This is a genomic window from Enterobacter sp. HNDS-6 (assembly GCF_039850505.1).
In the GTDB taxonomy this organism is placed as follows: Bacteria; Pseudomonadota; Gammaproteobacteria; order Enterobacterales; family Enterobacteriaceae; genus Enterobacter; species Enterobacter kobei.
This window is the reverse complement of the sequence record NZ_CP156673.1, coordinates 4,619,956-4,645,408: the sequence shown is the minus strand read 5'-3', so window position 1 is coordinate 4,645,408 and position 25,453 is coordinate 4,619,956. Positions and strand designations below refer to the sequence as shown.

Here is a 25,453-nt window from a genome sequence, read left to right as displayed (position 1 = left end):
CATGAGCGATAACAACGCGGCCCGTAAGGGCGACGAGATTATTCACTCCAGCATTTTTGCTGACATCACCAGCATTGTGGCGGAAGGTGCCGCCTATGCGGTGATCGGTGCGGCGGTTGGCGCTGCTGCAACCGTAGCGGCGCCACTGCTGGGGGCGGGGGCCGCGGCAGCAGGCGTGGCGGCAATTGGATCCAGCTGTCTGTTAAGCGGGATTATCGGCGGCGTGCTGGCGAACGTGGCAGGGATCACTGACGATATCAGCAATGCCGCGGAAGGGTTGGGCAATGCGCTTTTCCCTCCGTCGCCTGCGGGCAAAATTACCACCGGTTCGAATAACGTTCTGACGAATGCGATCCCCGCCGCGCGCGCGGCCGGAACGCTGACGCCTGCGGATACCCCTTCCCCTGAACCGCAGTCTCCGGGCAGTTTTGCCGATTACGCAGGGATGCTGCTTTCCGCCGCCGGACAATTTGGCAGCGAAATGTGGCAGCCGAGCGTGGCCTCTGCCGCGGCGGGGACCTCGCCACTGGAAGAAGACAAGGTGGCGTGCGAAAAACACTCCGGGCCGCAGTATCTGGCGGAAGGCTCCAAAAGCGTCTTTATCAACGGACAGCCTGCGGTGCGCGCAAAAGATCGCACCACCTGCGAAGGCACCATTTCCGACGATGTCTCCCCGAACGTGATCATTGGCGGCGACACGCTTACGGTTCGCGATATCAAAAGCGGTAAAACGCCGGGACTGGCGCTGGGGATGATTGCGCTCTCCCTGCTGCGCGGACGTCCGGGCAAGATTCTTAAAAACATGCCCTGCGCGCTGGCGGCGGCCGGCGGCGGGATGCTGGCCGATATGGCCGTGAATGCCGTGTTTGGCTCCTCGCATCCGGTTCACGCCGCCACCGGCGTAAAGGTACTGAATGACGACGATGAACTCGATTTCTCGCTGCCGGGGCGCTTCCCGCTTCGCTGGCAGCGCAGCTATAACAGCCTGACCACCCGCGAAGGGCTGTTCGGGCTGGGCTGGGCAACCCCCTTTGACAGCTATCTGACGCTGGAAGAAAACAACGCCACCTGGTTCGACGAAACCGGGCGTGAGCTGAGCTTCGAGCTGCCGCCTGTCGACCGCGCGTTTTACAGCATCAGCGAAGGCATTATTATCCGCCGCAATGAGAGCGGCGACGTCGCGATCGCCGATGATGACGGTGCGGTATGGCGTCTGTATAAACCGACCCGGGCGAATCCATCTATCCTGCGTCTCGCCTCCCTCAGCGACGAATACGGCAACGCGCTGCTGACGGAGTGGGACGAGCACGGCAGGCTGGTCGGCCTTCACGACGAGCCGCGGGCAATCGACGTCACCCTGCGCTACGAAGATGAACGTTTCCCGCAGCGCGTTACCGCATCCAGCCATTTCGACGGCAACCGTTCCTGGCCGCTGATGCAGTGGCGCTACGATGCGGGCGGCCAGCTGGCGAGCGCGACGGATGCCTCCGGCGTGGTGACGCGTGAATACCGCTATAACGACCGTGGCCTGATGGTCTGGCACCGCCTGCCTGGTGGGCTGGAGAGTGAATACCGCTGGCAAAAATTCGACCACTGGCGTGTGGTGGAAAACCGCACCAGCACCGGCGACGGGTGCCGCTTTAGCTATGATTTAGCCGCCGGGCTGACGACCGTCGAGCACTACGACGGCCAGACGCGTAAGCACTACTGGAACGCGCAAAATCTGATTGTCCGTTACGTTGACGAGCGCGGTGAAAACTGGCGCTACGAGTGGGATGACAACGAACTTCTGACCCGTCGCGTCGATCCCCTCGGCAATGCCGTTACCTTTGTCTACGACGAAATGGGCAACCGGGTGCAGGAGATCGACGCCGATGGCAATACCCATACCACCACCTGGCTGGAGCACCGCGCGCTTCCGGCGGCCATTATCGAAGCCGACGGCAGCGCGACCCGTTTCTGGTACGACGAACATCACGGCCTGAAGCGCGTGGTCGACCCGATGGGGCAGACCACGCTGCTGCACCGGGATGAGTTTGGTCAGGTGGTTGAGGAGGTCGATGCCGCCGGAAACAGCCGCTACCAGGAGTATAACGACGCCGGGCAGATGGTACGTGCGACGGACTGTTCCGGGCGCATTACCCGCTACCGTTATCATCCGCTCGGCTGGCTGGTGGCCGAGACTGGCGCCGACGGCGAAGAGACGCGCTATCGCTACGACGCGGCAGGACGTCCGGTACAGCTCGATCGTCCGGAAGGCTGGACGGAGTCACTTGCATGGAACGAGCGCGGCCTGCCGGTGAAGCATGCGGGCGCTGACGGGAAAGAAAGCGAGTTCAGATACGATGACGCAGGGCGCTTAACCGCCACCCGCAATACTCAGGGGGAAGAGGTGCGCCGCCGCTGGGACAGCCGCGGGCGTCTGGTTGCCCTGGAAAACGAAAACGGCGAAGCGTACCGGTTCCGCTGGGGCGCGGACTCGCTGCTTCTGGAAGAGACAGGGCTTGATGGCGTGGCCTCGCAGTATTGCTACGACGCCTGCGGGCGCACGATAGCGCGCACCTTTGCCGCCGGTCACCCGGAGGCCATCACCCACGCCTTCGCCTGGAGCGCAAGCGGCCAACTGGTCGCCCGCACCACGCCGGAAGGCCAGACCCGCTATCATTACACACCATCCGGGCTATTAAGCCGGATCGGGCTGCATCCTGCGCTTTCAGCCGACGCATGGACCACCGAGGCCGAGCAGGAGCTTGCCTTTGACTATGACGCGCTCGGTCGCGTGACGCGCGAGGCGGGCGAACACGGCGAGCTGGCGTGGGAGTATGACGCGCTGGGCAACCGCACCTCCGTCACGCTGCCCGATGGCCGCGAGCTGAAACAGTTCTACTACGGCAGCGGGCATCTGCTCGGCATTGCCCTCGATAAGCTGTCGGTCTCTGATTTTACCCGCGACGAACTCCACCGGGAGACCAGCCGCACTCAGGGGCTGCTGACCACCCGCAGCGAGTACGACCGTCTCGGTCGACTGCATCGCCGGGATGTCTTCACTGGCAATGCCCAACGCCCGTCGCCGCGCCGCTGGTCTCGCCACTGGGATTACGACTACCGCAATAACCTGGTGCGGGAAGAGCGGGACGATAATCCGTTCAGCTGGTACCGCTGGCAGTATGACAGCGCCGGGCGCCTGCTGGTTCAGGACGGCTCGCTGCCCGGACAGGAGCAGTGGCGCTGGGATGCTGCCGGTAACCCGCTCGAAGGGGCTGCTGAGAAGGTCACGCATAACCGCCTGACGCAACTGAACGGCATTCGCTGGCGTTATGACATTCACGGCCGCACCGTGGAGAAGGATAACGGCCAGACCCGGTGGCACTACCGCTACGACGGCGAGCACCGCCTGACGGAGGTCATCAGCCAGCCGCGGGATCGCAACAAACCGCAGACGCAGGTCAACTTCCGCTACGATCCGCTCGGACGACGGATCAGCAAAACGCGTCGCCAGATGCTGGGCGGGCAGCCAACCGGCAAGCCGGTCACTACCCGTTTTGTCTGGGACGGGTTCCGCCTGCTGCAGGAAGTGCACGGGGATGTGCCGCTGACCTACGTCTACAGCGATCAGGACAGCTACGATCCGCTGGCGCGTATCGACGGCGTGGATGCCCCGGAAATCTTCTGGTTCCACTGTCAGCCCAACGGCACGCCGGAGCGGATGACGGATATCGAAGGGCAGGCGCGCTGGGAAGGAGTGAACAGCGCCTGGGGCAAGCTGCTGCGGGAAAGCGAAACGCAGATATCAGGATATTCTCAGAACCTGCGTATGCAGGGGCAATACCTGGATCGCGAGACAGGGCTGCACTACAATCTGTTCCGGTATTATGACCCGGACTGCGGACGGTTTACGCAGCAGGACCCGATAGGGCTATATGGTGGGTTAAATCTTTACAGCTATGCTCCTAACCCATTAGGTTGGATAGATCCGCTTGGTCTATGTAAGAGAGGGGATCCCAATGCAACTGAGTCTATCTTTAGGGTTCAAGGGGGAACTCCACCAAATGCAAGTCGGGTCAGAATCAAATTAGATTCTGCTAATAACCCAAAAATTCAACGTGGAACCTTAAATATCAGTATTGGAGATAGCTCGCATGCTCAGCATTTCCTTGATATTAGAGGTGGTAATGCAGAAATTGTCTCCTTTAAAGTTCCTAAGTGGATGGCGGATTTCATAGAAGAAAGTGCAATACCTCAGGCCGGTTATCGTACTAATCCGTTAAATCAAGGTGGGTTAGCTCCTAAGCGTGTCGATCCGACAACGCCAGGTAGATCGTATGAATTACCATCAATATGGGCAGAATGGCTTGAAGAAGTAGCGATTCCAGGCTCGGGGAATGTAAAATAGGTTACTATATGAACGTTAATAAAGATGATGAACTCCTTGTAATAGTAAAGAACGAAGGAAGATTTTATTGGTTCGTTGCCTTTAAAGAAATGTGGGTTTTGGACAGAGTTAAATGGATAGACGATTTTGTGAAAAACGGGGTAGAAATAAACCTACAGGATATCCATAAGGAAAGATATGACATACCAGTAGTGAATGAAAAAAACGCACAGATATTCATTGGTAACTTAATTAAAGATGGTTATTTATACGATAAGGATGATATAGCTGAAGAGTTTTACAATAGGCTTTCAGAAAAAACAACCTGGTGGGATATTTATGATCTAATGCCGGATTTATTTATAGACTTTGAAAGTAAGCGACTATATTCTGAATATGTTGAGAGTATGCATTACCACAAATATGTTCCTGATGGTTGGTTCGGCGAACTTGTTGATTTCTGCAGTGATGGATCGTTACCTCAAGATGAAATGTTCTGGATAAAAAATGAAACAGATTATAGGAGCGTTGTGATCGCTAAAGGGTAAAAATATACTTTCGGCATATCATTTTTATACTATGTAATGTTAGATTCAACACGTTAATTAGTCCTTGTATTAAATGAAAAAAAGCCGTTACCAGCCGTTTTGACAAACTTCCATGCAATCTGTGAAAAAGTATATTTGTCTGCACCTCCTAAAGGGACTTTTTTTTATTGCTTGATACTCACTCTTCCAAGGGAAGTCGTCATTGTCTGTAGCTATGCGGTAAAAAACGGCTGGCATGATTGGTTTTTTCCTATGATGCATAACGTGTTGTCCCAATCCGCACCCGCTTATTAAGATTAAAATACACATAAACGTTATAACAATACCGGGGGACAAAAGAGGAGCTGCATAAGCAGTTCCAACAAAAGGCATAAAACCTAGCTGAGAGGCAAAGGATGAGCACGGTTTACATTGTTATTTTGACCTATATAAAACCACTCGATGAAATCGATGCAGCGATACCTGCTCATGTTGAGTGGCTAAAAAAGGGGTATGCAGAGGGGATCTTCCTGGCGTCCGGTAGACGGATCCCAAGAAACGGTGGCGTCATTCTTGCTAAATCTGAGAGTCTTGCCTCTCTTGAAGAGCGCTTGCGCGAGGATCCTTTTCAGAGGTTAAAGCTTGCGACTGTTGAGATCATTCCATTTGAACCCAGCATGAAAACAGAACTCCTGGAAAATGTGTTTTAACCCTCGAATAAAAAAATCCACGCCAGGGCGTGGATTTTTTTCATTCAAGACGAATCAGACGTTAAACAGGAAGTTCATCACATCGCCATCTTTAACAATGTAATCTTTCCCTTCCGCACGCATCTTGCCTGCTTCTTTCGCGCCTTGCTCACCCTTGTAGGTGATGAAGTCTTCAAACGCGATAGTCTGCGCACGAATAAAGCCTTTCTCGAAGTCGGTGTGGATCTTACCGGCTGCCTGAGGCGCAGTTGCACCCACAGGAATCGTCCACGCGCGCACTTCTTTCACGCCAGCGGTGAAGTAGGTCTGCAGGTTCAGCAGCTCATAGCCTGCGCGAATTACGCGGTTCAGACCCGGCTCTTCCAGACCCAGCTCGGCCATGAACTCTTCACGGTCAGCGTCGTCCAGCTCGGCGATGTCGGATTCAACGGCAGCGCAAACCGCCACAACGACAGAACCTTCAGCCGCTGCAATTTCGCGAACTTTGTCGAGGTACGGGTTGTTCTCGAAGCCGTCTTCGTTAACGTTGGCGATGTACATGGTTGGCTTCAGGGTCAGGAAACTCAGGTATTTGATCGCCGCCTTGTCTTCTTCAGTCAGGTTTTTCAGCGCGCGCAGCATGCCCGCGTTTTCCAGCTGTGGCAGACATTTTTCCAGCGCAGCCAGTTCCGCTTTCGCGTCTTTATCGCCGCCTTTGGCTTTCTTCTGCACGCGGTGAATCGCGCGTTCGCAGGTGTCGAGGTCAGAGAGCGCCAGCTCGGTGTTGATGACCTCGATGTCGTCAGCCGGATCCACTTTGTTGTTGACGTGGATAATGTTGTCGTTCTCAAAGCAGCGCACAACGTGGCCGATCGCTTCGGTTTCACGAATGTTGGTCAGGAACTGGTTACCCAGACCTTCACCTTTGGAGGCGCCTTTTACCAGGCCCGCGATGTCAACGAACTCCATGGTGGTCGGCAGAATGCGCTGTGGCTTCACGATCTCCGCGAGCTGGTCCAGACGCGGGTCGGGCATTGGCACAACCCCGGTGTTCGGTTCGATGGTACAGAACGGGAAGTTCGCCGCTTCGATACCCGCTTTGGTAAGCGCGTTAAACAGGGTGGATTTGCCCACGTTTGGCAGACCGACGATACCGCATTTGAATCCCATTTCTAAATCACCTTAATATCTTGATAATCAATCCGTTAACGATAACCGATTGATGAAAAGTAAATTACTCTGCCTATTATACACGTAACCCGCATCACGCGCGGTAAAAAAGCCGTATCGGGCGGATTATTGCGCTTTGAAAGCGTGCAGGCGGTTTGTCGCTTTGGTTAAGCCATCCTTCAGCCAGATTTCAGTGCAGCGCACCGCTTCGTCTACCGCCTCGTCAATCAGTTTCTGCTCAGAAACCGGGGGCTTACCTAACACAAAACCAACAACTTTGTTTTTATCGCCCGGATGGCCGATTCCTACGCGCAAACGGTGGAAATTCGGGTTATTGCCCAGCTTACTGATAATATCTTTCAGACCGTTATGGCCCCCGTGCCCGCCGCCCAGTTTGAATTTTGCCACGCCGGGTGGGAGGTCCAGTTCATCGTGAGCCACCAGAATTTCATCCGGATTGATGCGATAAAACGTTGCCATTGCCGCCACGGCTTTACCGCTCAGGTTCATAAAGGTGGTGGGTACCAGCAGGCGCACATCTGCGCCAGCAAGGTTGATACGTGAGGTATAGCCGAAGAATTTAGGTTCTTCGCGCAGGGGAGCACGCAACCGCTCGGCCAGCAGATCAACATACCATGCCCCGGCATTGTGGCGAGTGGCCGCATATTCTGCGCCCGGGTTGGCGAGGCCGACAATCAGTTTAATCGTCACGATTCAATTCCTAATGGGTTCCAGATCTGGCGCGTAGTTTACTGTCTGGCGCGCCGCTTGACAAAATTCTGCAATCGTCACGGCGAAAGTCGAATAATTACTCATCTGAACAATTAGAATTTCAAGCTGTTCAACGCCTTATTTGTAAACTTTTGTTTGGGAGTTATCCGTAAATGTGATCATTCACGCAACTCATAAAAGGGGCGTTGTCTATACTTTACACACAAGGATTAGGGGCTTTTCCCCTGACAACCCAAAGTTCCGGAGGTGACACATGAAACGCAAAAACGCTTCGTTACTCGGTAACGTGCTGATGGGGTTGGGGCTGTTCGTGATGGTTGTCGGCGTGGGTTATTCAATTTTAAACCAATTGCCGCAGCTTGATCTCCCGCAATACTTCGCGCATGGCGCGGTACTGAGCATTTTCCTCGGTGCAGTATTGTGGCTTGCCGGGGCGCGCGTGAGCGGACATGAGGAAGTCTGCGATAAATACTGGTGGGTGCGCCATTATGATAAACGTTGTCGCAGGGATCAACACAAGCACAGCTAGTACCTGATAAAGAACACCGAACGACTCCCAAGGGAGTCGTTTTTTTTGCATGTAGTATTGACCCTCACGTAACGTAAGGCTCCAGAGTGTGTGCACTGGCAAAGTAAAAAGGAGCAATTATGTTGATTCAGGTGGGTGAGCTTGCGAAACGGGCCGGGATCACCGTGCGGACATTGCATCACTATGAGCAAACAGGGTTGTTGCTGCCTTCTGCGAGAAGTGCGGCAGGTTACCGGCTTTACAACCTGGCAGATGTCCAGCGTCTGCACATGATCCAGACGCTGGCAAAAGCGGGGCTGGAACTTGCTGAAATCAGGGATTTTCTGGAACAGGCGTCGCTGTCGTTAACCGAGTTACTCGATGCGCAAATCACGCTGTTGGATAAACAGCTTTGCAGCATACATACGCTGCGCGACCGGCTGGTGGAACTGCGCACCGGGCTTCGCGACGATGCGACGCCGGATCTGGAATCCTGGCTACAGACGCTGGAGTTAATGAATATGTACGATCGCTGGTTTAGCAAAGAAGAGTTACAGCAGCTGCCGTTTGCGGTGCAGAAGGAGGCACTGGCGGCTATCTGGTCAGGGCTGGTTAAAGAGGCCAACATACTTCTGGAGCAACATATCCCCGTTACGGATGCGCGAGCCATGGAGCTGGCGACGCGCTGGATGGAACGCCTGGAGCAGGACACGGCGGGCAAGCCGGAGTTTCTTACCCGGCTGAACGAAATGCACAGCGTTGAGCCGCAAATGCAGGCGCAGACTGGCATCACGCCGGAGATGACGGATTACATTACCCGGGCGTTTGCTGAATCTAAGCTCAACATATGGGAGAAGTATCTCACCGCCGAAGAGATGGCCTTTACCAGGGCACACTACTTTGACCGCATGATGGAGTGGCCGCCGCTGGTGGCGAAACTGTATCAGGCGCAGCGGAAAAGTATCGATCCTGCCTGTGAGGAGGCGCAAAAGCTGGCTGAAAACTGGCTGGCGTTATTCCAGTCGTATGCGGGAACAAACCCGGAAACCCAGCAAAAGTTTCGCGCGGCCATGCAGCAGGAGCCGCAACTGATGAAAGGAACATGGATGTCGCCTGCTGTCCTTGCATGGCTCCAGCAGGCCATCGGGATAATGATGCAGAGACGTTTCTCCGCATCAGGTGAATCACAGATCCGCTAACGCCGCTTCCCGGTTAGGGTAGAAGGAGAGTCGGCCAGGGATCGGCTGTACGCCCGCGCGCGCCATGGTGCGCAGCGGCTGGAATTCCAGGTTACTCACCCGCAGCTCGCAGCCTTCCGGCAGACGTTGTACGAAGCGCTGGAAGGCGTCCAGGCCACCGGCATCCAGCACCGGTACGGCATCCCATTTCAATACCACAATCCGTTTGCCCGCGATGCGGGTTTCCAGTTCGCTGAACAGGCCTTCCGCCGCGGCGAAGAACAGCGGGCCAATTACGCGCAGCACCAGCACATCATCAGGCACCTCTACGTTGACCGGCGAAAGGCGCGTCATCTGTGCAATGCGGCGCATAAACAGCAGGGAAGCCAGCACGATCCCGACGCTGATGGCGATAACCATATCGAACAGCACCGTCAGCGACATACAGATCAACATTACGATGATGTCGTCTTTTGGTGCACGACGCAGCAGGTTGACCACCTTATGCGCCTCACTCATGTTCCAGGCCACCATCAGCAGCAGCGCGGCCATAGCGGAAAGCGGCAGCCAGGAGAGCAGCGGGGCAAGGATCAGCAGAGCGAGGATCACCAGCACGGAGTGGATAACCGCCGAAACGGGGGAGGTTGCTCCCGCGCGCACGTTCGCCGCTGAACGGGCGATGGCTGCCGTTGCGGTAATACCGCCAAAGAACGGGGCGATGAGATTGCCTAACCCCTGACCGACCAGTTCGCTGTTGGCTTTATGTTTGGTGCCGGTCATGCCGTCGAGCACGACGGCGCAGAGCAGCGATTCAATGGCCCCCAGCATTGCCATAGAGAATGCGGCGGGAAGCAAGGCGCGCAGGGAATCCCAGCTTAAGGTAAAGCTGGAGCCAGGCATGTCCCACGGCAGTACCAGTTGCGGTAACAGTTGCGGAATGCCGCTACCCTGAGAACCGTCCGCCAGCACATAGTGGAACTGCGAGCCGATTGTCGCGACATGACCACCGAACATATTGACGATAGCCATTACTGCGCAACCCAGCAGCAGCGCGGGAAGGTGACCCGGCAGACGAATCCCTAAACGAGGCCAGACGATCAGCGTACCCAGCGTCACAATCCCGATGGCGGCGTCGCCCAGGTTGGCCGTAGGCAGTGCCATAAACAGCGCGCCTACTTTTTGCAGATAATGTTCCGGTACGTGAGGCATCTGCAGACCGAGAAAATCTTTGATCTGCATGGTTCCGATGGTGATCCCGATCCCTGAGGTGAACCCGAGCGTGATGGAAAGGGGAATGTACTCAATCAGGCGGCCAAAGCGGGCCAGGCCAAAGAGAATCAAAAACAGGCCTGACATCAGGGTGGCAACCAGCAGGCCTGCAAGACCAAACTGTTGCGAAACCGGGTAGAGGATCACCACAAAAGCGGCGGTCGGGCCGGAGACGCTGAAGCGTGAACCACCGGTCAGGGCGATGACAATCCCGGCAACGGCCGAGGTGTAGAGGCCGTACTGCGGTGCAACGCCGCTACCAATCGCCAGCGCCATTGCCAGCGGTATGGCGATAATGCCGACGGTGATCCCGGCAATCAGGTCACGGACAAAACGTGACGAGGTGTACTTCTCTTTCCAGCAAGCGTCGATGAGGGCGCGAAAGGGCAGAACATGTGAGGAGGCTACGTTTTTCACAATTATCTATCATCCGAGTGCGCATCATCTGTCATATGAATGGCAGGTGAAGGAGGCATTAATCATACAAATAAAACCTAAAGACAAAAAAACCCGCCGCAGCGGGTTTTTCGGCCGTGTTCGATTAGTGTTCGAACATTGCAGAGATGGATTCTTCGTTGCTGATACGACGAATCGCTTCGGCCAGCATCCCGGACAGGGTCAAGGTACGCACGTTTGGCAGTGCCTTGATCTCGTCGCTCAGTGGGATGGTATCGCATACCACAACTTCGTCAATGACGGAGTTACGCAGGTTGTTTACCGCATTACCGGAGAAGATCGGGTGAGTTGCGTAAGCAAATACGCGTTTCGCACCACGTTCTTTCAGCGCTTCAGCGGCTTTACACAGCGTGCCACCGGTATCGATCATATCGTCAACCAGCACGCAGTCGCGGCCAGCAACGTCACCGATGATGTGCATCACCTGAGAAACGTTAGCGCGTGGACGACGTTTGTCGATGATCGCCATGTCGGTATCGTTCAGCAGCTTAGCGATAGCACGGGCACGTACCACGCCGCCGATGTCCGGAGAAACCACGATCGGGTTGTCCAGGTTCAGCTGCAGCATGTCTTCCAGCAGGATTGGGCTGCCGAATACGTTATCAACCGGGACGTCGAAGAAGCCCTGGATCTGCTCTGCGTGCAGGTCAACGGTCAGTACGCGGTCAACGCCGACGCTGGAGAGGAAATCAGCAACGACTTTAGCGGTAATTGGCACACGCGCGGAACGGACGCGACGGTCCTGACGGGCATAGCCGAAGTAAGGGATTACAGCAGTGATACGGCCTGCGGAAGCGCGACGCAGGGCGTCGACCATAACAACCAGTTCCATCAGGTTGTCATTCGTTGGAGCACAGGTGGACTGGATGATGAAAATATCACCACCGCGTACATTTTCGTTAATTTGTACGCTGACTTCGCCGTCGCTAAAGCGACCTACAGCGGCGTCGCCGAGGGAAGTGTACAGGCGGTTGGCAATACGTTGTGCTAGTTCCGGGGTGGCGTTACCAGCAAAAAGCTTCATATCAGGCACGAGAAGAACCTCAGGCATGCGTCCAGTGGTGGATAGCGTTCGCCGCAAACTGTGCGGGCCAGGCGAAGGCTATCCAGGCGGTGTATTAAAGAGCGCGATGCAACGTCTGGAACAGGGTGACGTTGTCACCGAAACTCAGTCTGCGCCAGAATGGCCTGCTGTAGGGGGGAGATGTTCATCCCACGCGCTACAAAACCATGCAGCCAATCCGGCGCTTGCTCAAGCACCTGACGAGCGGCGGATTCGGTGTCAAATTCAGCAAAGACACAGGCCCCTGTACCAGTCAGGCGCGACGGCGCGTATTCTAACAGCCAGGAAAGCACCGCATCAACCTCGCGAAAACGTTTTCTTGCGATATCCTCGCAATCGTTGCTGAATTCACAATTTAATAACGTTTCTATTGACCGTACCGGGGTATTTCTTTTCAGGTCAGGATCGTTAAAGATGCGCGGCGTTGGGATGCTGACGCCGGGGTGGGCAACCAGGTACCATTTCTCTGGCGGTTCGGCCGGAGACAAAATCTCGCCTACGCCTTCGGCAAAGGCCGCATGACCACGAACAAACACCGGCACATCCGCGCCCAGTGTCAAGCCCAGGGCGGCCAGTTCGTCCTGCGACAGCCCGCTGCCCCAGAGGTGATTCAGGGCAACCAGCACCGTGGCGGCGTTAGATGAGCCGCCGCCCAGACCGCCGCCCATCGGCAGGCGCTTCTCTATACTGATGTCCGCACCGCTTCCCGCGGGCAGCCGCCCCGACTCCGCCGCCGCTTTCATCAGCAGGCGCGCGGCACGCACGATCAGGTTGTCTTCATGCGCCACGCCTTCGATCGGTGTCAGGAGACAAATCTGCCCGTCCTGACGCGGCTCAATGGCGATCGTGTCGCCATAGTCAATAAACTGAAACAGCGTTTGCAGAGTATGGTAGCCGTCAGCACGCTGACCGGTGATATATAAAAACAGGTTCAGTTTTGCCGGAGAAGGCCAGTGGGTCATCATTTAACGATCCAGTTATCCATTTTGAGCTTGATGCGCTGGCTGCCCTGTGTCAGCTCCATATTCGATGGCAGCGAGGGTTTACTCTTGCTGTCATAGTCGTTGTATACCACTTTCCAGGTTTTGCCATTCTGGGTGTAGTTGACCTGGCTCAGACGGTACCGATCGTCCAGGGTGTAGTCGGTGGCGTCACCCGGCAGGCCGAGGATCCACTGGCGCAGGCTGTTCAGCGGGATCGGCATCCCGGTCAGCTTGCCAATCATCTCTTCGGCATCGGTCGCGGTGTAGTGCTGGCCTTTATTGTCGGTGATCTGCGCTTCGCCCGGTTTAGCGATAAGCTCCAGTTCGGTGCTGCCGAGCGGGTTCAGCAGCAGCAGGCGATAGTTGTCCTGCCCGGTTTGCTGCCAGAAGAAACGCGCATACACTTTTTGTTCATCAGAGAGATAGGCGAAGGCGCCGCGGGTCTGATACTGGCTCAAATTGCGGACGTCCTGCTGGTGCTGACGCCACTGCGGTGAATCAGGGCTTTTGCCCGGGCCTTTTGGTTGGGTGACAGTACATGCGGTCAGAACCAGTGCCGCCAGAGGCAGCAGGCGAATCAGTCGGGTCATAATGAGGACAAATCCTTGAGATACGTTGCAGTTATAACTGTTAATGCTAGCGTCCCGCAGTCTCACCGTCTACGTTCAAATTATCTCAAAGCAATGCGTAAGCTATTACTCCGAAAGGAGGCGGTCTCTTTTATTGATCTCGCGCATCCTGTATGATGCGTCCTGCTAACCTTATTAACGCTGGTACTACTCCCGCTCAACATGACCCTATTAGCACTCGGTATTAACCACAAAACGGCCCCGGTTTCGCTGCGAGAACGCGTTACGTTTTCGCCGGATACGCTTGACCTGGCGCTGGACAGCCTGCTTGCCCAACCGATGGTGCAAGGGGGCGTGGTGCTCTCGACGTGCAACCGTACCGAGCTGTATTTAAGCGTGGAAGAGCAGGATAACCTGCATGAAGCGCTGATCCGCTGGTTATGTGACTACCACAATCTCAACGAAGACGAGCTGCGTAACAGCCTGTACTGGCATCAGGACAATGATGCGGTCAGCCATCTGATGCGCGTCGCCAGCGGTCTGGATTCACTGGTGCTGGGCGAGCCGCAGATTCTCGGTCAGGTGAAAAAAGCCTTTGCGGATTCGCAAAAAGGGCATTTGAAGGCCAGTGAACTGGAGCGTATGTTCCAGAAGTCGTTCTCCGTGGCGAAGCGTGTGCGAACCGAAACCGACATTGGTGCCAGTGCGGTTTCTGTTGCTTTCGCAGCCTGCACCCTCGCACGTCAAATCTTTGAGTCCCTTTCCACCGTCACCGTGATGCTGGTCGGCGCGGGCGAAACCATCGAACTTGTGGCGCGCCATCTGCGCGAGCATAAAGTGAAAAAGATGATTATCGCGAACCGCACCCGCGAACGTGCGCAGGTTCTGGCGGATGAGGTGGGCGCAGAAGTGGTTGCGCTGAGCGACATCGATGAACGTCTGAAAGAGGCGGACATTATTATCAGTTCTACCGCCAGCCCCCTGCCAATCATCGGTAAAGGGATGGTGGAGCGCGCGCTGAAGTCGCGTCGAAATCAGCCGATGCTGCTGGTGGATATCGCCGTCCCGCGTGATGTTGAACCGGAAGTCGGTAAACTGGCGAACGCCTATCTTTACAGCGTTGACGACCTGCAAAGCATCATTTCGCACAACCTCGCTCAGCGTAAAGCGGCGGCGGTACAGGCGGAAACCATTGTTGAGCAGGAAACCAGCGAGTTTATGGCCTGGCTGCGCGCGCAAAGCGTCAGCGAGACCATCCGCGAGTATCGCGGGCAGGCGGAGCAGGTGCGTGATGACCTGACTGCCAAAGCGTTAGCGGCCCTTGAACAGGGCGGCGACGCACAGGCCATTATGCAGGATCTGGCGTGGAAACTGACCAACCGCCTGATCCATGCACCAACCAAATCTCTTCAACAGGCTGCCCGTGACGGGGATGATGAACGCCTGACTATTCTGCGCAACAGCCTCGGGCTGGAATAGCGCCCTATACCCATTTTCTAAGACAAGGTGCACTTACGCCTATGAAGCCTTCTATCGTCGCTAAACTGGAAGCTCTGCACGAGCGCCATGAAGAAGTCCAGGCGCTGCTCGGGGATGCCGGGACCATTGCGGACCAGGAACGTTTTCGCGCACTCTCGCGTGAGTACGCGCAGTTAAGTGATGTTTCTAAATGCTTTACCGACTGGCGACAGGTTCAGGAAGACATCGAAACCGCGCAGATGATGCTCGACGATCCTGAAATGCGCGAGATGGCGCAGGAAGAGTTACAGGATGCGAAAGCGCGTTCTGAAGAGATGGAGCAACAGCTTCAGGTGCTGCTGCTGCCAAAAGATCCGGACGACGAGCGTAACGCGTTTGTGGAAGTCCGCGCCGGTACCGGCGGTGATGAAGCGGCGCTGTTTGCCGGGGATCTGTTCCGCATGTACAGCCGCTACGCTGAATCGCGTCGCTGGCGCGTGGAAATCATGAGCGCTAACGACGGCGAGCATGGTGGCTATAAAGAGGTTATCGCCAAGATCAGCGGCGACGGCGTGTATGGTCGTCTGAAGTTTGAATCTGGCGGTCATCGCGTGCAGCGCGTGCCTGCTACGGAATCTCAGGGGCGTATTCATACCTCTGCCTGTACAGTGGCGGTGATGCCAGAGCTGCCGGAAGCGGAATTGCCGGACATCAACCCGGCGGACCTGCGCATCGACACCTTCCGCTCCTCTGGTGCGGGCGGCCAGCACGTTAACACCACCGATTCCGCTATCCGTATTACTCACCTGCCAACAGGTATTGTGGTGGAGTGTCAGGACGAGCGTTCGCAGCATAAAAACAAAGCCAAAGCCTTGTCCGTGCTGGGTGCGCGTATCCACGCGGCCGAAATGGCGAAACGCCAGCAGGCGGAAGCATCGACGCGTCGTAACCTGCTGGGCAGCGGCGATCGCAGCGACCGTAACCGTACCTACAACTTCCCACAGGGCCGCGTGACCGACCACCGCATTAACCTGACGCTTTACCGTCTGGACGAGGTGATGGAAGGGAAGCTGGATATGCTGATTGAGCCTATCGTGCAGGAATACCAGGCCGACCAGCTGGCGGCGCTGTCCGAGCAGGAATAATGGATTTTCAGCGCTGGTTACGTGAGGCCGCCGGTGAGCTTTCCGCAAGCGAAAGCCCAAAACGCGACGCCGAAATTTTGCTGGAGCATGTAACGGGTAAAGCCCGTACGTATCTGCTGGCATTCGGTGAGACGCCACTGACCGCTGAGCAGCAAGCGCAGCTCGCTACGCTGCTTGCCCGCCGTAAAAACGGTGAGCCGGTGGCGCATCTTGTCGGTGAACGTGAGTTCTGGTCGCTCCCGCTTTATGTCTCAGCGGCAACGCTGATTCCACGCCCGGATACCGAATGTCTGGTGGAGCAGGCGCTGGCGCGTTTGCCGGCTGCGGCCAGCCGCATTCTCGATCTCGGAACAGGAACGGGTGCTATCGCGCTGGCGCTTGCCAGCGAGCGTCCGGATTGCGATGTGACGGCAGTGGATGTGATGCCTGACGCGGTGGCCCTGGCGCAGCGTAACGTGGCGCGTCTTGGGCTGACTAACGTGACCGTGCTGCAAAGCAGCTGGTTTAGCGCGCTGGAGACTCGCTCGTTCGAGATGATCGTCAGTAACCCGCCGTATATTGACGAACACGACCCGCACCTTGCGCAGGGCGATGTTCGTTTCGAGCCATTGACGGCGCTGGTTGCGGCTAACGCAGGGTTAGCCGATCTTGATCACATAGTGACAACGTCACGGCAACATTTACTTCCCGGCGGCTGGCTGCTGGTGGAACATGGCTGGACGCAGGGGGAAGCCGTACGTGCGCTGTTTACGCAAGCGGGTTATACCGCAGTGGAAACCTGCCGCGACCACGGCGGTAATGAACGGTTGACGCTAGGCCAGTGGGCATGAAGCAAGGCTATCTGCCATTTACTGATAAAGGCGTAAGGCTGACTGAAAGGCGGTTTGGCGTTATCATCTACATTGTTTTGAGTTTTATCGCGCCCGGGGGTAGCTGTACGTTCGGGCGTTACTGGGGTAAGTCATGAAGTCCTTAGCCGATTTCGAATTTAATAAAGTGCCGCTTTGCGATGGCATGATCCTGATTTCGGAGATGATACGCGACGATTTTACGTCGCAGTACGTTTACGATGAACTGGAGAATCTGGTCAGCCTGGCGCGTGAAGAGATCAATCAGGCGCGCCCGCAGGACTGGCAATTAGAGAAGCTGCTTGAGCTTTTCTACGGCGAATGGGGTTTCTGCGACACGCGTGGCGTGTATCGCCTGTCTGACGCATTATGGCTGGACCAGGTCTTAAAAAACCGTCAGGGCAGCGCCGTTGCGCTGGGCTCTATTTTGCTGTGGGTCGCGCACCGTCTTGATATTCCACTGGTGCCGGTCATTTTCCCGACGCAGATGATCCTGCGGGCGGAGTGGCTGGACGGCGAGATGTGGCTCATTAATCCGTTTAACGGCGATACGCTGGATGAGCATACGCTGGACGTCTGGCTGAAGGGCAACATCAGCCCGGTCGCCGAGCTCTTTAACGAAGATCTCGACGAGGCCGATAACGCCGAAGTGATCCGCAAGCTGCTGGATACGCTGAAATCAGCGCTGATGGAAGAGCGTCAGATGGAGCTTGCCTTGCGTGCCAGCGAAGTGCTGCTGCAGTTTAATCCGGAAGATCCCTACGAAATTCGCGACCGCGGGCTTATCTATGCCCAGCTCGACTGCGAACACGTTGCGCTGAACGATCTGAGCTATTTCGTTGAGCAGTGCCCGGAAGATCCGATTAGCGAAATGATTCGCGCGCAGATCAACGCGATCTCGCACAAACAAATTACACTGCATTAATCTTAATTCCGATTCACACCTGAATAAGGCGATCCTATGAAACAAAAAGTGGTTAGCATTGGTGATATCAAGGTAGCAAACGACCTGCCGTTCGTGCTGTTTGGCGGTATGAACGTGCTGGAATCCCGCGATCTCGCCATGCGTATCTGCGAGCACTACGTGACCGTGACCCAGAAGCTGGGCATCCCGTATGTGTTTAAGGCCTCTTTTGACAAAGCCAACCGCTCCTCCATTCACTCTTACCGTGGCCCGGGCCTGGAAGAGGGCATGAAGATTTTCCAGGAGCTGAAACAGACGTTTGGCGTGAAAGTGATCACCGATGTGCATGAGTCCTGGCAGGCACAGCCTGTAGCGGACGTGGTAGACGTGATCCAGCTTCCGGCATTCCTGGCCCGTCAGACGGACCTGGTGGAAGCGATGGCGAAAACCGGCGCGGTCATCAACGTGAAAAAACCACAGTTCGTGAGCCCTGGCCAGATGGGGAACATTGTCGACAAGTTTATCGAAGGCGGCAATGACAAGGTTATCCTGTGCGACCGTGGTGCAAACTTCGGTTATGACAACCTGGTCGTGGATATGCTGGGCTTCAGCGTGATGAAGAACGTCTCTAACCAGTCTCCGGTGATCTTCGACGTGACTCACGCCCTGCAGTGCCGTGACCCGTTTGGTGCCGCGTCTGGCGGTCGTCGTGCGCAGGTAACCGAGCTGGCGCGCGCCGGTATGGCAACGGGTCTGGCGGGTCTGTTCATTGAAGCGCACCCGGATCCGGCTAACGCGAAATGCGATGGTCCGTCCGCACTGCCGCTGGATAAGCTGGAGCCGTTCCTGAAGCAGATCAAAGCGATTGACGATCTGGTGAAGAACTTCGACGAGCTGGATACCAGCAACTAATAAAAAAACCCGCTTCGGCGGGTTTTTTTATAGGACATATTGCCGGGTGGCGCTGCGCTTACCCGGCCTACAAAACCTGTAGGAACTGCAAGCGAAGCGCTGCTGGGCAAAGAGGCTAGGCAAATATCGTCATCAGGTACGCCACAAACAGCGCCATATGTGCCGCGCCGTTCAGCACGTTGGTGCGTCCGGTGGAGAAGGAGATCTGGCACAGCAGCAGCGAGGCCACCATCACAATCATCTCCGGCGCGCCCAGCGCAAACTGCAGTTCGTTCCCCGTCATAAAGGCAATCAGCGTCACCACCGGTACGGTGAGTGATATGGTCGCCAGCACGGAGCCGAAGAACAGGTTCATTGCACGCTGCACCTGATTGTTCAACACCGCTTTCAGCGCCCCCAGTCCTTCAGGGGACAGGATCAGCAGCGCCACCAGGAAACCGGTAAAGGCCACCGGGGCGTTCAGCTCGGTCAACAGCGTCTCCAGCGGGTTGGCATTCATTTTGGTGACCGCAATGACCGCAATCAGATGCACGATCAGCCAAACCGTGTGCCACACACTGCTGTGTGCTGACGGCTTACCGTGGTGCGGGTCATCGTCGTCGCCGTCATCTTCATGTTCGTATACAAACAGGCTCTGGTGCGTTTTGGTCTGAATCAGCAGGAACACGCCGTACATGGCTGCGGAAATCAGCGCGACCAGCAGCGCCTGACCGGTGGAGAAGTTTGCACCTGGCAGCGCCATCGGGAAGACCAGCACGATAATTGCCAGCGGGAAGAGGGCAATCAGGTACTGTTTAATACCAAACAGGTTCATGTACTGGGTCGCAAATTTACGCCCGCCCAGTAACAGCGAGAAGCCCACCAGGCCGCCTGTCACAATCATAATGATGGAGTAGAGGGTATCGCGCATCAGCGTCGGGGCAGCATCGCCGGTCGCCATAAGCGCGGAAATCAGGCTGACTTCGAGAATAACAACGGAAAGACTCAGAATTAACGAACCGTACGGCTCGCCCAGACGGTGGGCTAATACGTCCGCATGGCGAACGACGCTAAATGCGCTGGTTAAAATACCGACCAGGGCAAGAATATTGATACCAACCACCACTGGCAGTGACTGACTGCTTCCCCAGAAGAGCAGCACAGCCAGTGCCAGAACCGGGAAAATGAGTGACGTCTCCTTGTGGCGGGTCTTTACCGCCTCGTGTGTTGCTGTCATGTGCTTCTCCATCAATGCAGGTGCTTGTAATTATAGATAGATTTTAAGGAGATTAAATTAACAGAAATCTGTTAAATACCTTCTAATTTTTACTTAATTTTACCCTTTGTGATGTTTTTATTCTTTGAAGTCTATAATGCCATATCTCTCATAAATAAATATTAAATAACAACGAATTATAATTTTAATTTACTCATTAATTATTGTTGGGTGGCACCATGGCATATCGTCGTCCACACTTATCTCTTTACCGAAAAGAGAGGTTAGTGATGCCCTACAAAACGAAACGCGAATTACCTGATAACGTGAAAAATGTCCTGCCTGAACACGCGCAGGATATCTACAAGGAAGCGTTTAACAGCGCCTGGGATCAGTACAAAGATAAAGACGATCGCCGGGATGATGCCAGCCGGGAAGAGACGGCGCATAAGGTCGCCTGGGCCGCAGTTAAACATGACTACGAGAAAGGAGACGATGATAAATGGCATAAAAAGAAATAGCCGTGAAATAATTCGCTGCCTTCATTTTGACTTTTCAGGCGGTTGAACTTCCGTTGTATTGCAACTGGTCCGCTAATTGCTTATCGTTATTTCACTGCTGGCAAAATGACCAGAGAAAAAATGCCGGGAAGGCGCATTACAGATGTCGCAAGGAAGCATGCAGTGGCGGAGGTGTAAAGTGTTAACGCGTGATTTCTTAATGAAGGCAGATTGTAAGACGGCATTTGGTGCTATTGAGGAATCGCTTCTCTGGTCAGCTGAACAACGTGCGGCGTCGCTTGCTGCCACGCTTGCCTGCCGCCCGGATGATGGCCCGGTATGGATTTTTGGCTACGGTTCGCTGATGTGGAACCCGGCTCTGGAATTTGTCGAATCGGCAACGGGAACGCTGCCTGGCTGGCACCGCGCATTTTGTCTGCGCCTGACGGCCGGACGCGGCAGTGCGTGTCAGCCTGGTCGCATGCTTGCACTGAAAGAGGGCGGACGCACCACGGGCGTGGCGTATCGCCTCCCGGATGCCACGCTCGAAGAGGAGCTGACGCTGCTCTGGAAGCGCGAGATGATCACCGGCTGCTATATGCCGAGCTGGTGCAAGCTGGAGCTTGACGATGGACGTACCGTCAATGCGCTGGTGTTTATTATGGATCCACGCCATCCGCTGTATGAAGCGGATACCCGCACGCAGGTCATCGCCCCGTTAATTGCCGCCGCCAGCGGGCCGCTGGGCACCAACGCGCAGTATCTCTTCTCCCTCGATCAGGAGCTGACCCGCCTCGGCATGAAGGACGATTGTCTGAATGAGCTGGTGGTAAAGGTGAGGGCGCTGCTGGAAGGGAACCCTGTCAACAGCACGCTGCGACCGGGTTTTGCCTGATAATACGCCCGGCTGGCCGGGCGTTTACTCTTATGCTGCCACGTAGCTGACGGAATGCTCCAGCGACTGACTGTGGCTGTCGATCAACACATCCCATGTGCCGGTATACGGCACGGTAAGCCACGCTTTATCATCCTGCACGGTCAGAATATCCGCCTGGGATTGCTTTTGCGCTTTTGAACTCATGAGATGTATGCGGCAGCGTTCTGAGCAACGCACCACTACCGTATCCCCGCCGAACAGTTTCAAACTTGTTTTTACCAGTGCCATTTTTTACCCCGTAGTCTTAAACAACGCTCTCCCTGCAGCCATATCCGAGCGTGATGTTGTTCACAATTCACTCGTTGCATAACACCAAAGGGGGAGAGTCGGGATGCTGATTTTGATCAAAAAATGGCATAACGATTAAACAAAAATGACAAAATTCCTCAAAAGTTAGGCTGGCGCGCGTTTTACCCGCGAAACGCGCGCCGGGGGAACATTAAATGCGGAAATGGCCGGCCGTTTCAGCAAGGTCGCCCGCCTGGCTCTGCAGAGCACCTGCGGCGGCGGCGGACTGCACCACCAGCTCGGCGTTCTGCTGCACCATTCTGTCGAGATGGGTCACCGCATGGTTAATCTCATGGATGCCTTTCATCTGTTCGCTGGTGGCGATGGAGATTTCGCGCATGATGCCGGAGACGCTGCCGATGCTGGAGCGGATCTCATCCATGCTTTCACCGGCCAGATGCACATAGCGCGAACCAGTCGCCACGCTATCGGTGGTGGAATCAATCAGGGATTTGATCTCTTTCGCCGCCTGGGCGCTACGACTGGCGAGGTTACGCACTTCCCCGGCTACCACGGCAAATCCGCGGCCCTGCTCACCGGCACGCGCCGCCTCGACGGAGGCGTTCAGCGCCAGAATGTTGGTCTGGAAGGCGATACCGTCGATGACGCTGGTGATATCACCAATTTTTGCGGACGCCACTTCGATGGACTGCATCGTGCTGATGGCCTGAGAAACCACTTCACCACCGCGCGCGGCAGCCGCAGACGCTTTGCTTGCCTGATCGTTCGCTTCCGCTGCCGATTCATTCGATTGCGTGACGGAGGCGGTGATCTGCTCCACCGCGCTGGCGGTCTCGCGAAGGCTGGACGCCGCCTGCTCGGTACGCCCGGAAAGATCCTGGTTGCCAGCCGCAATTTCCTGCGCGGCATTTTTCACCGACGCGCTGGCGTCACGGAGTTGTACCATCACGACGGAAAGCTTATCGCTGAAGGCATTAAAGGCCTGCGCAATTTGCGCCACTTCATCATTGCCGCTGTCCGGCAAACGCTGGGACAGATCGTTGGTCCCGTTGGCAATGTTATGCATCGCATCACGAATGTCAGACAAGCGTTTCAGCAGACGGGCAATCAGGACGTGAACAATGGCGCCGCTCAGGAGTGCCAGGATCACCAGCGAAATCGCCGACGCTTTCAGCAGGGAACGCATGCCGGAGGTGGCATCGCTGTTGTCGAGCGCGACGACCAGCAACCAGTTTGTGCCCGGCACGGCTGAGGCAATGAAGGTTTTGTCTACATCATTCAGGGTTCCGTCGACCGGATTACCGCGTTTCAGCGCCGCAAAGTCGATCCCTTTGATCGTCTCGGCAAACGGCTTCAGGGTCAAAGCCGGATCGTTGGCGGCAATCACGGTACCATCACTGTTCAGTAGCAGCCCGCTGCTGGCGGGTGTTGGGTGGATGCCGCGCACGTTTGCCACGACGCTATCCATGGCGACATCGCCCGCCACCACCGCTTTCAGGACGCCATTTTCTTTCACCGGTACAGCAAACGTCACCACCAGCTTTCCGGTACCGGCATCAACATAGGGTGCCGTCACTACCGGGCCGTCCGTGCTCACCACCTGCTGATACCAGGGACGAATGGTCGGATCATAATCCGCCGGGACACCCGCAGGTTCAGAAAACTTCGCCGTCTTGCTCGCATAACCCACATAGACGTTAGTGAATCCCCCCGCCTGCGCCAGTTGTTTAAACACCGGAACCGGGTCGTCAGCCAGCGCGACGCTTTGTGCGGAGGTAATCACCGTCATTTTGCTTTTGGCCCAGTCGGCAATCGCCATGTTGTGGCTGGCGCTGGTACTGGTCAATATATCGCGCTGTGACTGCTGGTTATCCTGGCGCGTGACCTGGAAGTTAATAACGGTATTGAGAAGAAGGGCGACGACAAGGCAACCTGTCGTCGTGGCGATAATACGTGCGCGAATCGATCTGAACATAAGTGAAATACCTGCTGTGTTGTTTCCAAGCCTATCGGCAACCCCGCAGGTAAACTTGATGCTGAAACCGCGTCCATAAGAAAATAATATTTTTACGGGATTATTATTAAAAAGTTAATACTTTATCTGCGGTCAGCGTCCATTCGGCCAGCTCAACCAGCGTCCCGATTTCTACGCCCTCTATCAGCGGCAGAGTGGTAATCCCGCGTCCGTCGGTACAGGTCTTGCACAGTTTCACCGGCACATTTTGCGCGGTCAGGATTTCCAGCATCTGCTGAATGTTATAGCCTTCTGCCGGCTTTTGGCCCTTCAGCCCGGCGGTGACGGCATCCGACATTAAAAAAATCTGTAATGCCAGGTCGCTCTCTTTTTCACGTAGCGCAATGGCCAGACGCAGGCTGTTAAAAAGAGATTCGCTGCCGTAGGCCGCCCCGTTGGTGACGATCACAATCTTCTGCATGTTGACTCCTGTTCTTATAAAGGCACGAATATTGCTTAATTCTCCGGAGTTTCGCTGTCCGGGAGAGTAAGCATGACATTAATGGCTGGCATTTCGCCAGGTGCAACCGAATGGCTTCAGCGCGCGAGGCTGATGCGCCGGGAGCAGCTCAGCAAGCTGGCAGAGCTGAACGTGCTGGTGCACGGCATTAGCCAACTGGTACATATGCTACAGTGCGAGCGCGGGGCATCCAACGTCTGGCTCTGTTCACAGGGTAAGCTCTACGCGCCTGAATGCAAAGCCAGCCGGGCGCTGGTAGACGAAAATCTTGCTGCGCTGAATACGATACTTGGCAAGCAGTCCCTCCTCCCGGGGAGCGCCGTCTGCGAACGTATCGGTAATGCACTGCATACGCTGGACACACTTCCCGCGCTGCGTGACGGGGTAAGTCAACAAACCCTGACGGCCCCGCAGGCCATGGAACATTACTCCCGCATGCTTCGCCATCTGCTCAGTATCGTGCCGCAACTCAATGACAGCATTGACGATCCGCAAATCGCGGGCCGGTGTGTCGCCCTTTACAGCCTGATGCAGGGGAAAGAGCTGGCGGGACAAGAGCGGGCCCTGGGGGCGATAGGCTTCACGCAGGGTTTTTTTGATGACGTTACCCGCCAGAGACTGGTAGATCGCATTGACGGGCAGCAAGCCTGCTTTGAGATCTTCCTCTCCCACAGTCAGGCTGACGTTCAGGCCACTTTCTCCCTCAACTGCCAGCCCGACCGTGAGACGGAGCAACTCCGGCGCGTGGCCTGTACCCGCCAGCCTGCCGCGGATAATGGCCATACCGCGCTGGCGTGGTTTGCGCTGCAGACGGCGCGGCTGGAGCATCTGCGCGCGCTGGAGGAGACAATCATCGCCGATCTGATGGTCGCGGTGGATGAGCGGATTCAGCGTGACGAGGTCTATCCGCATCCCGCAGATGAACTAGAGGACCCGCTGGCGCATTACCCGGATAAACCCCTGCTGCCTCTGGTTCGCCAGCAGGCGCGCGAGATTGAGCAACTCTCCCGTCAGCTTGCGTCGCTGCGCGATACGCTTGAGGAGCGAAAAACCATTGATAAAGCAAAAAGCGTGCTGATGACCCACCAGAATATGAGTGAGGAGCAGGCCTGGACAACGCTGCGCAAAATGGCGATGGACAAGAATCAGCGCATGGTGGATATCGCCCGGGCGCTGCTTACGGTGAAAAGCGTGTGGCAGATAACCCCAAAGGAGTAGCTGCACAATCAGTGGGCATGTTGTGCCTGATTGGGGTGCGTAATGGCGAGCAAAACCCGGCTTTCGGCCCTGAAACAGGTTGTTCAAACCTGGCATT

Annotated in this window: 23 protein-coding genes and 1 pseudogene; 14 read left to right on the top strand and 10 right to left on the bottom strand. The window is 55.8% G+C overall.

All coding sequences use genetic code 11. From position 1 onward, the window contains the following. The first annotated feature begins 1 nt into the window (after window position 1). The 3 genes from ABFI50_RS21705 to ABFI50_RS21695 all read left to right on the top strand — a co-directional run bounded on the left by ABFI50_RS21705 (window position 2) and on the right by ABFI50_RS21695 (window position 5,609). A complete protein-coding gene (locus tag ABFI50_RS21705) occupies window positions 2-4,393 on the top strand; it encodes an RHS repeat-associated core domain-containing protein (protein WP_347485083.1) in 4,392 nt (1,463 codons plus the stop codon). A gap of 8 nt (window positions 4,394-4,401) precedes the next feature. Beyond that, the gene (locus ABFI50_RS21700) at window positions 4,402-4,920 is read left to right on the top strand and encodes a hypothetical protein (protein ID WP_347485082.1); all 519 of its coding nucleotides are present in this window, start codon (window positions 4,402-4,404) and stop codon (window positions 4,918-4,920) included. Between the two features lie 395 nt (window positions 4,921-5,315). Beyond that, window positions 5,316-5,609, top strand: a complete 294-nt coding sequence (locus ABFI50_RS21695; protein WP_347485080.1) for a YciI family protein — start codon at window positions 5,316-5,318, stop codon at window positions 5,607-5,609. A 54-nt stretch (window positions 5,610-5,663) separates the two neighbouring features. On the opposite strand, the gene ychF is transcribed toward ABFI50_RS21695, so the two are convergent. Together ychF and pth are read right to left on the bottom strand one after the other, a co-directional pair. Next, window positions 5,664-6,758, bottom strand: coding sequence for a redox-regulated ATPase YchF (ychF, locus tag ABFI50_RS21690; protein ID WP_023312134.1), 1,095 nt, complete (start codon window positions 6,756-6,758; stop codon window positions 5,664-5,666). 126 nt (window positions 6,759-6,884) lie between these two features. Continuing rightward, window positions 6,885-7,469 carry an aminoacyl-tRNA hydrolase gene (pth, locus tag ABFI50_RS21685; protein ID WP_014884200.1) on the bottom strand — a complete coding sequence of 195 codons (585 nt, stop codon included), beginning with the start codon at window positions 7,467-7,469 and terminating at the stop codon, window positions 6,885-6,887. A gap of 274 nt (window positions 7,470-7,743) precedes the next feature. Here pth and ychH point away from each other — a divergent pair, with 274 nt between their 5' ends. Together ychH and ABFI50_RS21675 are read left to right on the top strand one after the other, a co-directional pair. After that, the gene (gene ychH, locus ABFI50_RS21680; protein ID WP_008499505.1) at window positions 7,744-8,019 is read left to right on the top strand and encodes a stress-induced protein YchH; all 276 of its coding nucleotides are present in this window, start codon (window positions 7,744-7,746) and stop codon (window positions 8,017-8,019) included. A 119-nt stretch (window positions 8,020-8,138) separates the two neighbouring features. Continuing rightward, complete coding sequence (locus ABFI50_RS21675) at window positions 8,139-9,197, top strand: MerR family transcriptional regulator (protein ID WP_347485076.1); 1,059 nt, start codon at window positions 8,139-8,141, stop codon at window positions 9,195-9,197. Here the strand turns inward: ABFI50_RS21675 and dauA are convergent. The 4 genes from dauA to lolB all read right to left on the bottom strand — a co-directional run bounded on the left by dauA (window position 9,183) and on the right by lolB (window position 13,537). Continuing rightward, entirely contained in the window at window positions 9,183-10,862 is a 1,680-nt protein-coding gene (gene dauA, locus ABFI50_RS21670; protein WP_347485075.1) for a C4-dicarboxylic acid transporter DauA, read from the bottom strand. The genes ABFI50_RS21675 and dauA overlap by 15 nt on opposite strands. A 124-nt stretch (window positions 10,863-10,986) precedes the next feature. Beyond that, window positions 10,987-11,934, bottom strand: a complete 948-nt coding sequence (prs, locus tag ABFI50_RS21665; protein ID WP_003856663.1) for a ribose-phosphate diphosphokinase — start codon at window positions 11,932-11,934, stop codon at window positions 10,987-10,989. A gap of 125 nt (window positions 11,935-12,059) precedes the next feature. Next, a complete protein-coding gene (gene ispE / locus ABFI50_RS21660) occupies window positions 12,060-12,929 on the bottom strand; it encodes a 4-(cytidine 5'-diphospho)-2-C-methyl-D-erythritol kinase (protein WP_347485072.1) in 870 nt (289 codons plus the stop codon). Beyond that, window positions 12,926-13,537 (bottom strand): lipoprotein insertase outer membrane protein LolB, encoded by a 612-nt coding sequence (gene lolB, locus ABFI50_RS21655; protein ID WP_045281217.1) that lies wholly within the window; start codon window positions 13,535-13,537, stop codon window positions 12,926-12,928. The genes ispE and lolB overlap by 4 nt, the downstream gene beginning before the upstream one ends. 201 nt (window positions 13,538-13,738) lie before the next feature. On the opposite strand from lolB, the gene hemA reads away from it, so the two are divergent. The 6 genes and pseudogenes from hemA to kdsA all read left to right on the top strand — a co-directional run bounded on the left by hemA (window position 13,739) and on the right by kdsA (window position 18,783). Then, a complete protein-coding gene (gene hemA / locus ABFI50_RS21650) occupies window positions 13,739-14,995 on the top strand; it encodes a glutamyl-tRNA reductase (protein WP_008499512.1) in 1,257 nt (418 codons plus the stop codon). A 41-nt stretch (window positions 14,996-15,036) separates the two neighbouring features. Next, entirely contained in the window at window positions 15,037-16,119 is a 1,083-nt protein-coding gene (gene prfA / locus ABFI50_RS21645) for a peptide chain release factor 1 (protein WP_014884195.1), read from the top strand. After that, window positions 16,119-16,949 (top strand): peptide chain release factor N(5)-glutamine methyltransferase, encoded by an 831-nt coding sequence (gene prmC / locus ABFI50_RS21640; RefSeq protein WP_347485069.1) that lies wholly within the window; start codon window positions 16,119-16,121, stop codon window positions 16,947-16,949. The genes prfA and prmC overlap by 1 nt, the downstream gene beginning before the upstream one ends. A gap of 8 nt (window positions 16,950-16,957) precedes the next feature. Beyond that, window positions 16,958-17,041 (top strand): annotated as a pseudogene (locus ABFI50_RS21635) (siroheme synthase); the annotation flags it as partial. A gap of 41 nt (window positions 17,042-17,082) precedes the next feature. Further along, the gene (gene sirB1 / locus ABFI50_RS21630; RefSeq protein WP_008499515.1) at window positions 17,083-17,892 is read left to right on the top strand and encodes an invasion regulator SirB1; all 810 of its coding nucleotides are present in this window, start codon (window positions 17,083-17,085) and stop codon (window positions 17,890-17,892) included. Between the two features lie 36 nt (window positions 17,893-17,928). Then, the gene (kdsA, locus tag ABFI50_RS21625) at window positions 17,929-18,783 is read left to right on the top strand and encodes a 3-deoxy-8-phosphooctulonate synthase (RefSeq protein ID WP_014884193.1); all 855 of its coding nucleotides are present in this window, start codon (window positions 17,929-17,931) and stop codon (window positions 18,781-18,783) included. A 115-nt stretch (window positions 18,784-18,898) separates the two neighbouring features. Here the strand turns inward: kdsA and chaA are convergent, their stop codons facing one another. Then, a complete protein-coding gene (gene chaA / locus ABFI50_RS21620; protein ID WP_014884192.1) occupies window positions 18,899-19,999 on the bottom strand; it encodes a sodium-potassium/proton antiporter ChaA in 1,101 nt (366 codons plus the stop codon). 269 nt (window positions 20,000-20,268) lie between these two features. Here chaA and chaB point away from each other — a divergent pair, with 269 nt between their 5' ends. Together chaB and ABFI50_RS21610 are read left to right on the top strand one after the other, a co-directional pair. Beyond that, window positions 20,269-20,499, top strand: a complete 231-nt coding sequence (chaB, locus tag ABFI50_RS21615) for a putative cation transport regulator ChaB (protein ID WP_014884191.1) — start codon at window positions 20,269-20,271, stop codon at window positions 20,497-20,499. A gap of 178 nt (window positions 20,500-20,677) precedes the next feature. Then, on the top strand, window positions 20,678-21,373 hold the full coding sequence (locus ABFI50_RS21610; protein ID WP_023330588.1) for a gamma-glutamylcyclotransferase: 696 nt from the start codon (window positions 20,678-20,680) through the stop codon (window positions 21,371-21,373). Between the two features lie 30 nt (window positions 21,374-21,403). Here ABFI50_RS21610 and ABFI50_RS21605 read toward each other — a convergent pair whose 3' ends face one another. From ABFI50_RS21605 to ABFI50_RS21595, 3 genes are all read right to left on the bottom strand, one after another. After that, complete coding sequence (locus tag ABFI50_RS21605) at window positions 21,404-21,643, bottom strand: DUF1883 domain-containing protein (protein ID WP_010432930.1); 240 nt, start codon at window positions 21,641-21,643, stop codon at window positions 21,404-21,406. A 211-nt stretch (window positions 21,644-21,854) separates the two neighbouring features. Further along, window positions 21,855-23,639: a methyl-accepting chemotaxis protein gene (locus ABFI50_RS21600; RefSeq protein ID WP_014884188.1), complete on the bottom strand. Its 1,785-nt coding sequence runs from the start codon at window positions 23,637-23,639 to the stop codon at window positions 21,855-21,857. Between the two features lie 106 nt (window positions 23,640-23,745). Next, window positions 23,746-24,099: a DsrE/DsrF/TusD sulfur relay family protein gene (locus tag ABFI50_RS21595; protein ID WP_180261678.1), complete on the bottom strand. Its 354-nt coding sequence runs from the start codon at window positions 24,097-24,099 to the stop codon at window positions 23,746-23,748. Window positions 24,100-24,171: 72 nt separating this feature from the next. On the opposite strand from ABFI50_RS21595, the gene nasR reads away from it, so the two are divergent. After that, window positions 24,172-25,356 (top strand): nitrate regulatory protein NasR, encoded by a 1,185-nt coding sequence (nasR, locus tag ABFI50_RS21590; protein WP_059373521.1) that lies wholly within the window; start codon window positions 24,172-24,174, stop codon window positions 25,354-25,356. Window positions 25,357-25,453 lie beyond the last annotated feature (97 nt).

Bases quoted from the DNA above. Each gene is read 5' to 3' on its own strand.
- prmC (WP_347485069.1), top strand. From the start codon at position 16,119: ATGGATTTTCAGCGCTGGTTACGTGAGGCCGCCGGTGAGCTTTCCGCA.
- ABFI50_RS21595 (WP_180261678.1), bottom strand. From the start codon at position 24,099: ATGCAGAAGATTGTGATCGTCACCAACGGGGCGGCCTACGGCAGCGAA.
- ABFI50_RS21695 (WP_347485080.1), top strand. From the start codon at position 5,316: ATGAGCACGGTTTACATTGTTATTTTGACCTATATAAAACCACTCGAT.
- ispE (WP_347485072.1), bottom strand. From the start codon at position 12,929: ATGATGACCCACTGGCCTTCTCCGGCAAAACTGAACCTGTTTTTATAT.
- ABFI50_RS21600 (WP_014884188.1), bottom strand. From the start codon at position 23,639: ATGTTCAGATCGATTCGCGCACGTATTATCGCCACGACGACAGGTTGC.
- kdsA (WP_014884193.1), top strand. From the start codon at position 17,929: ATGAAACAAAAAGTGGTTAGCATTGGTGATATCAAGGTAGCAAACGAC.
- nasR (WP_059373521.1), top strand. From the start codon at position 24,172: ATGACATTAATGGCTGGCATTTCGCCAGGTGCAACCGAATGGCTTCAG.
- hemA (WP_008499512.1), top strand. From the start codon at position 13,739: ATGACCCTATTAGCACTCGGTATTAACCACAAAACGGCCCCGGTTTCG.
- prfA (WP_014884195.1), top strand. From the start codon at position 15,037: ATGAAGCCTTCTATCGTCGCTAAACTGGAAGCTCTGCACGAGCGCCAT.
- lolB (WP_045281217.1), bottom strand. From the start codon at position 13,537: ATGACCCGACTGATTCGCCTGCTGCCTCTGGCGGCACTGGTTCTGACC.
- ychH (WP_008499505.1), top strand. From the start codon at position 7,744: ATGAAACGCAAAAACGCTTCGTTACTCGGTAACGTGCTGATGGGGTTG.
- ABFI50_RS21700 (WP_347485082.1), top strand. From the start codon at position 4,402: ATGAACGTTAATAAAGATGATGAACTCCTTGTAATAGTAAAGAACGAA.
- chaB (WP_014884191.1), top strand. From the start codon at position 20,269: ATGCCCTACAAAACGAAACGCGAATTACCTGATAACGTGAAAAATGTC.
- ychF (WP_023312134.1), bottom strand. From the start codon at position 6,758: ATGGGATTCAAATGCGGTATCGTCGGTCTGCCAAACGTGGGCAAATCC.
- sirB1 (WP_008499515.1), top strand. From the start codon at position 17,083: ATGAAGTCCTTAGCCGATTTCGAATTTAATAAAGTGCCGCTTTGCGAT.
- ABFI50_RS21705 (WP_347485083.1), top strand. From the start codon at position 2: ATGAGCGATAACAACGCGGCCCGTAAGGGCGACGAGATTATTCACTCC.
- ABFI50_RS21675 (WP_347485076.1), top strand. From the start codon at position 8,139: ATGTTGATTCAGGTGGGTGAGCTTGCGAAACGGGCCGGGATCACCGTG.
- ABFI50_RS21605 (WP_010432930.1), bottom strand. From the start codon at position 21,643: ATGGCACTGGTAAAAACAAGTTTGAAACTGTTCGGCGGGGATACGGTA.
- chaA (WP_014884192.1), bottom strand. From the start codon at position 19,999: ATGACAGCAACACACGAGGCGGTAAAGACCCGCCACAAGGAGACGTCA.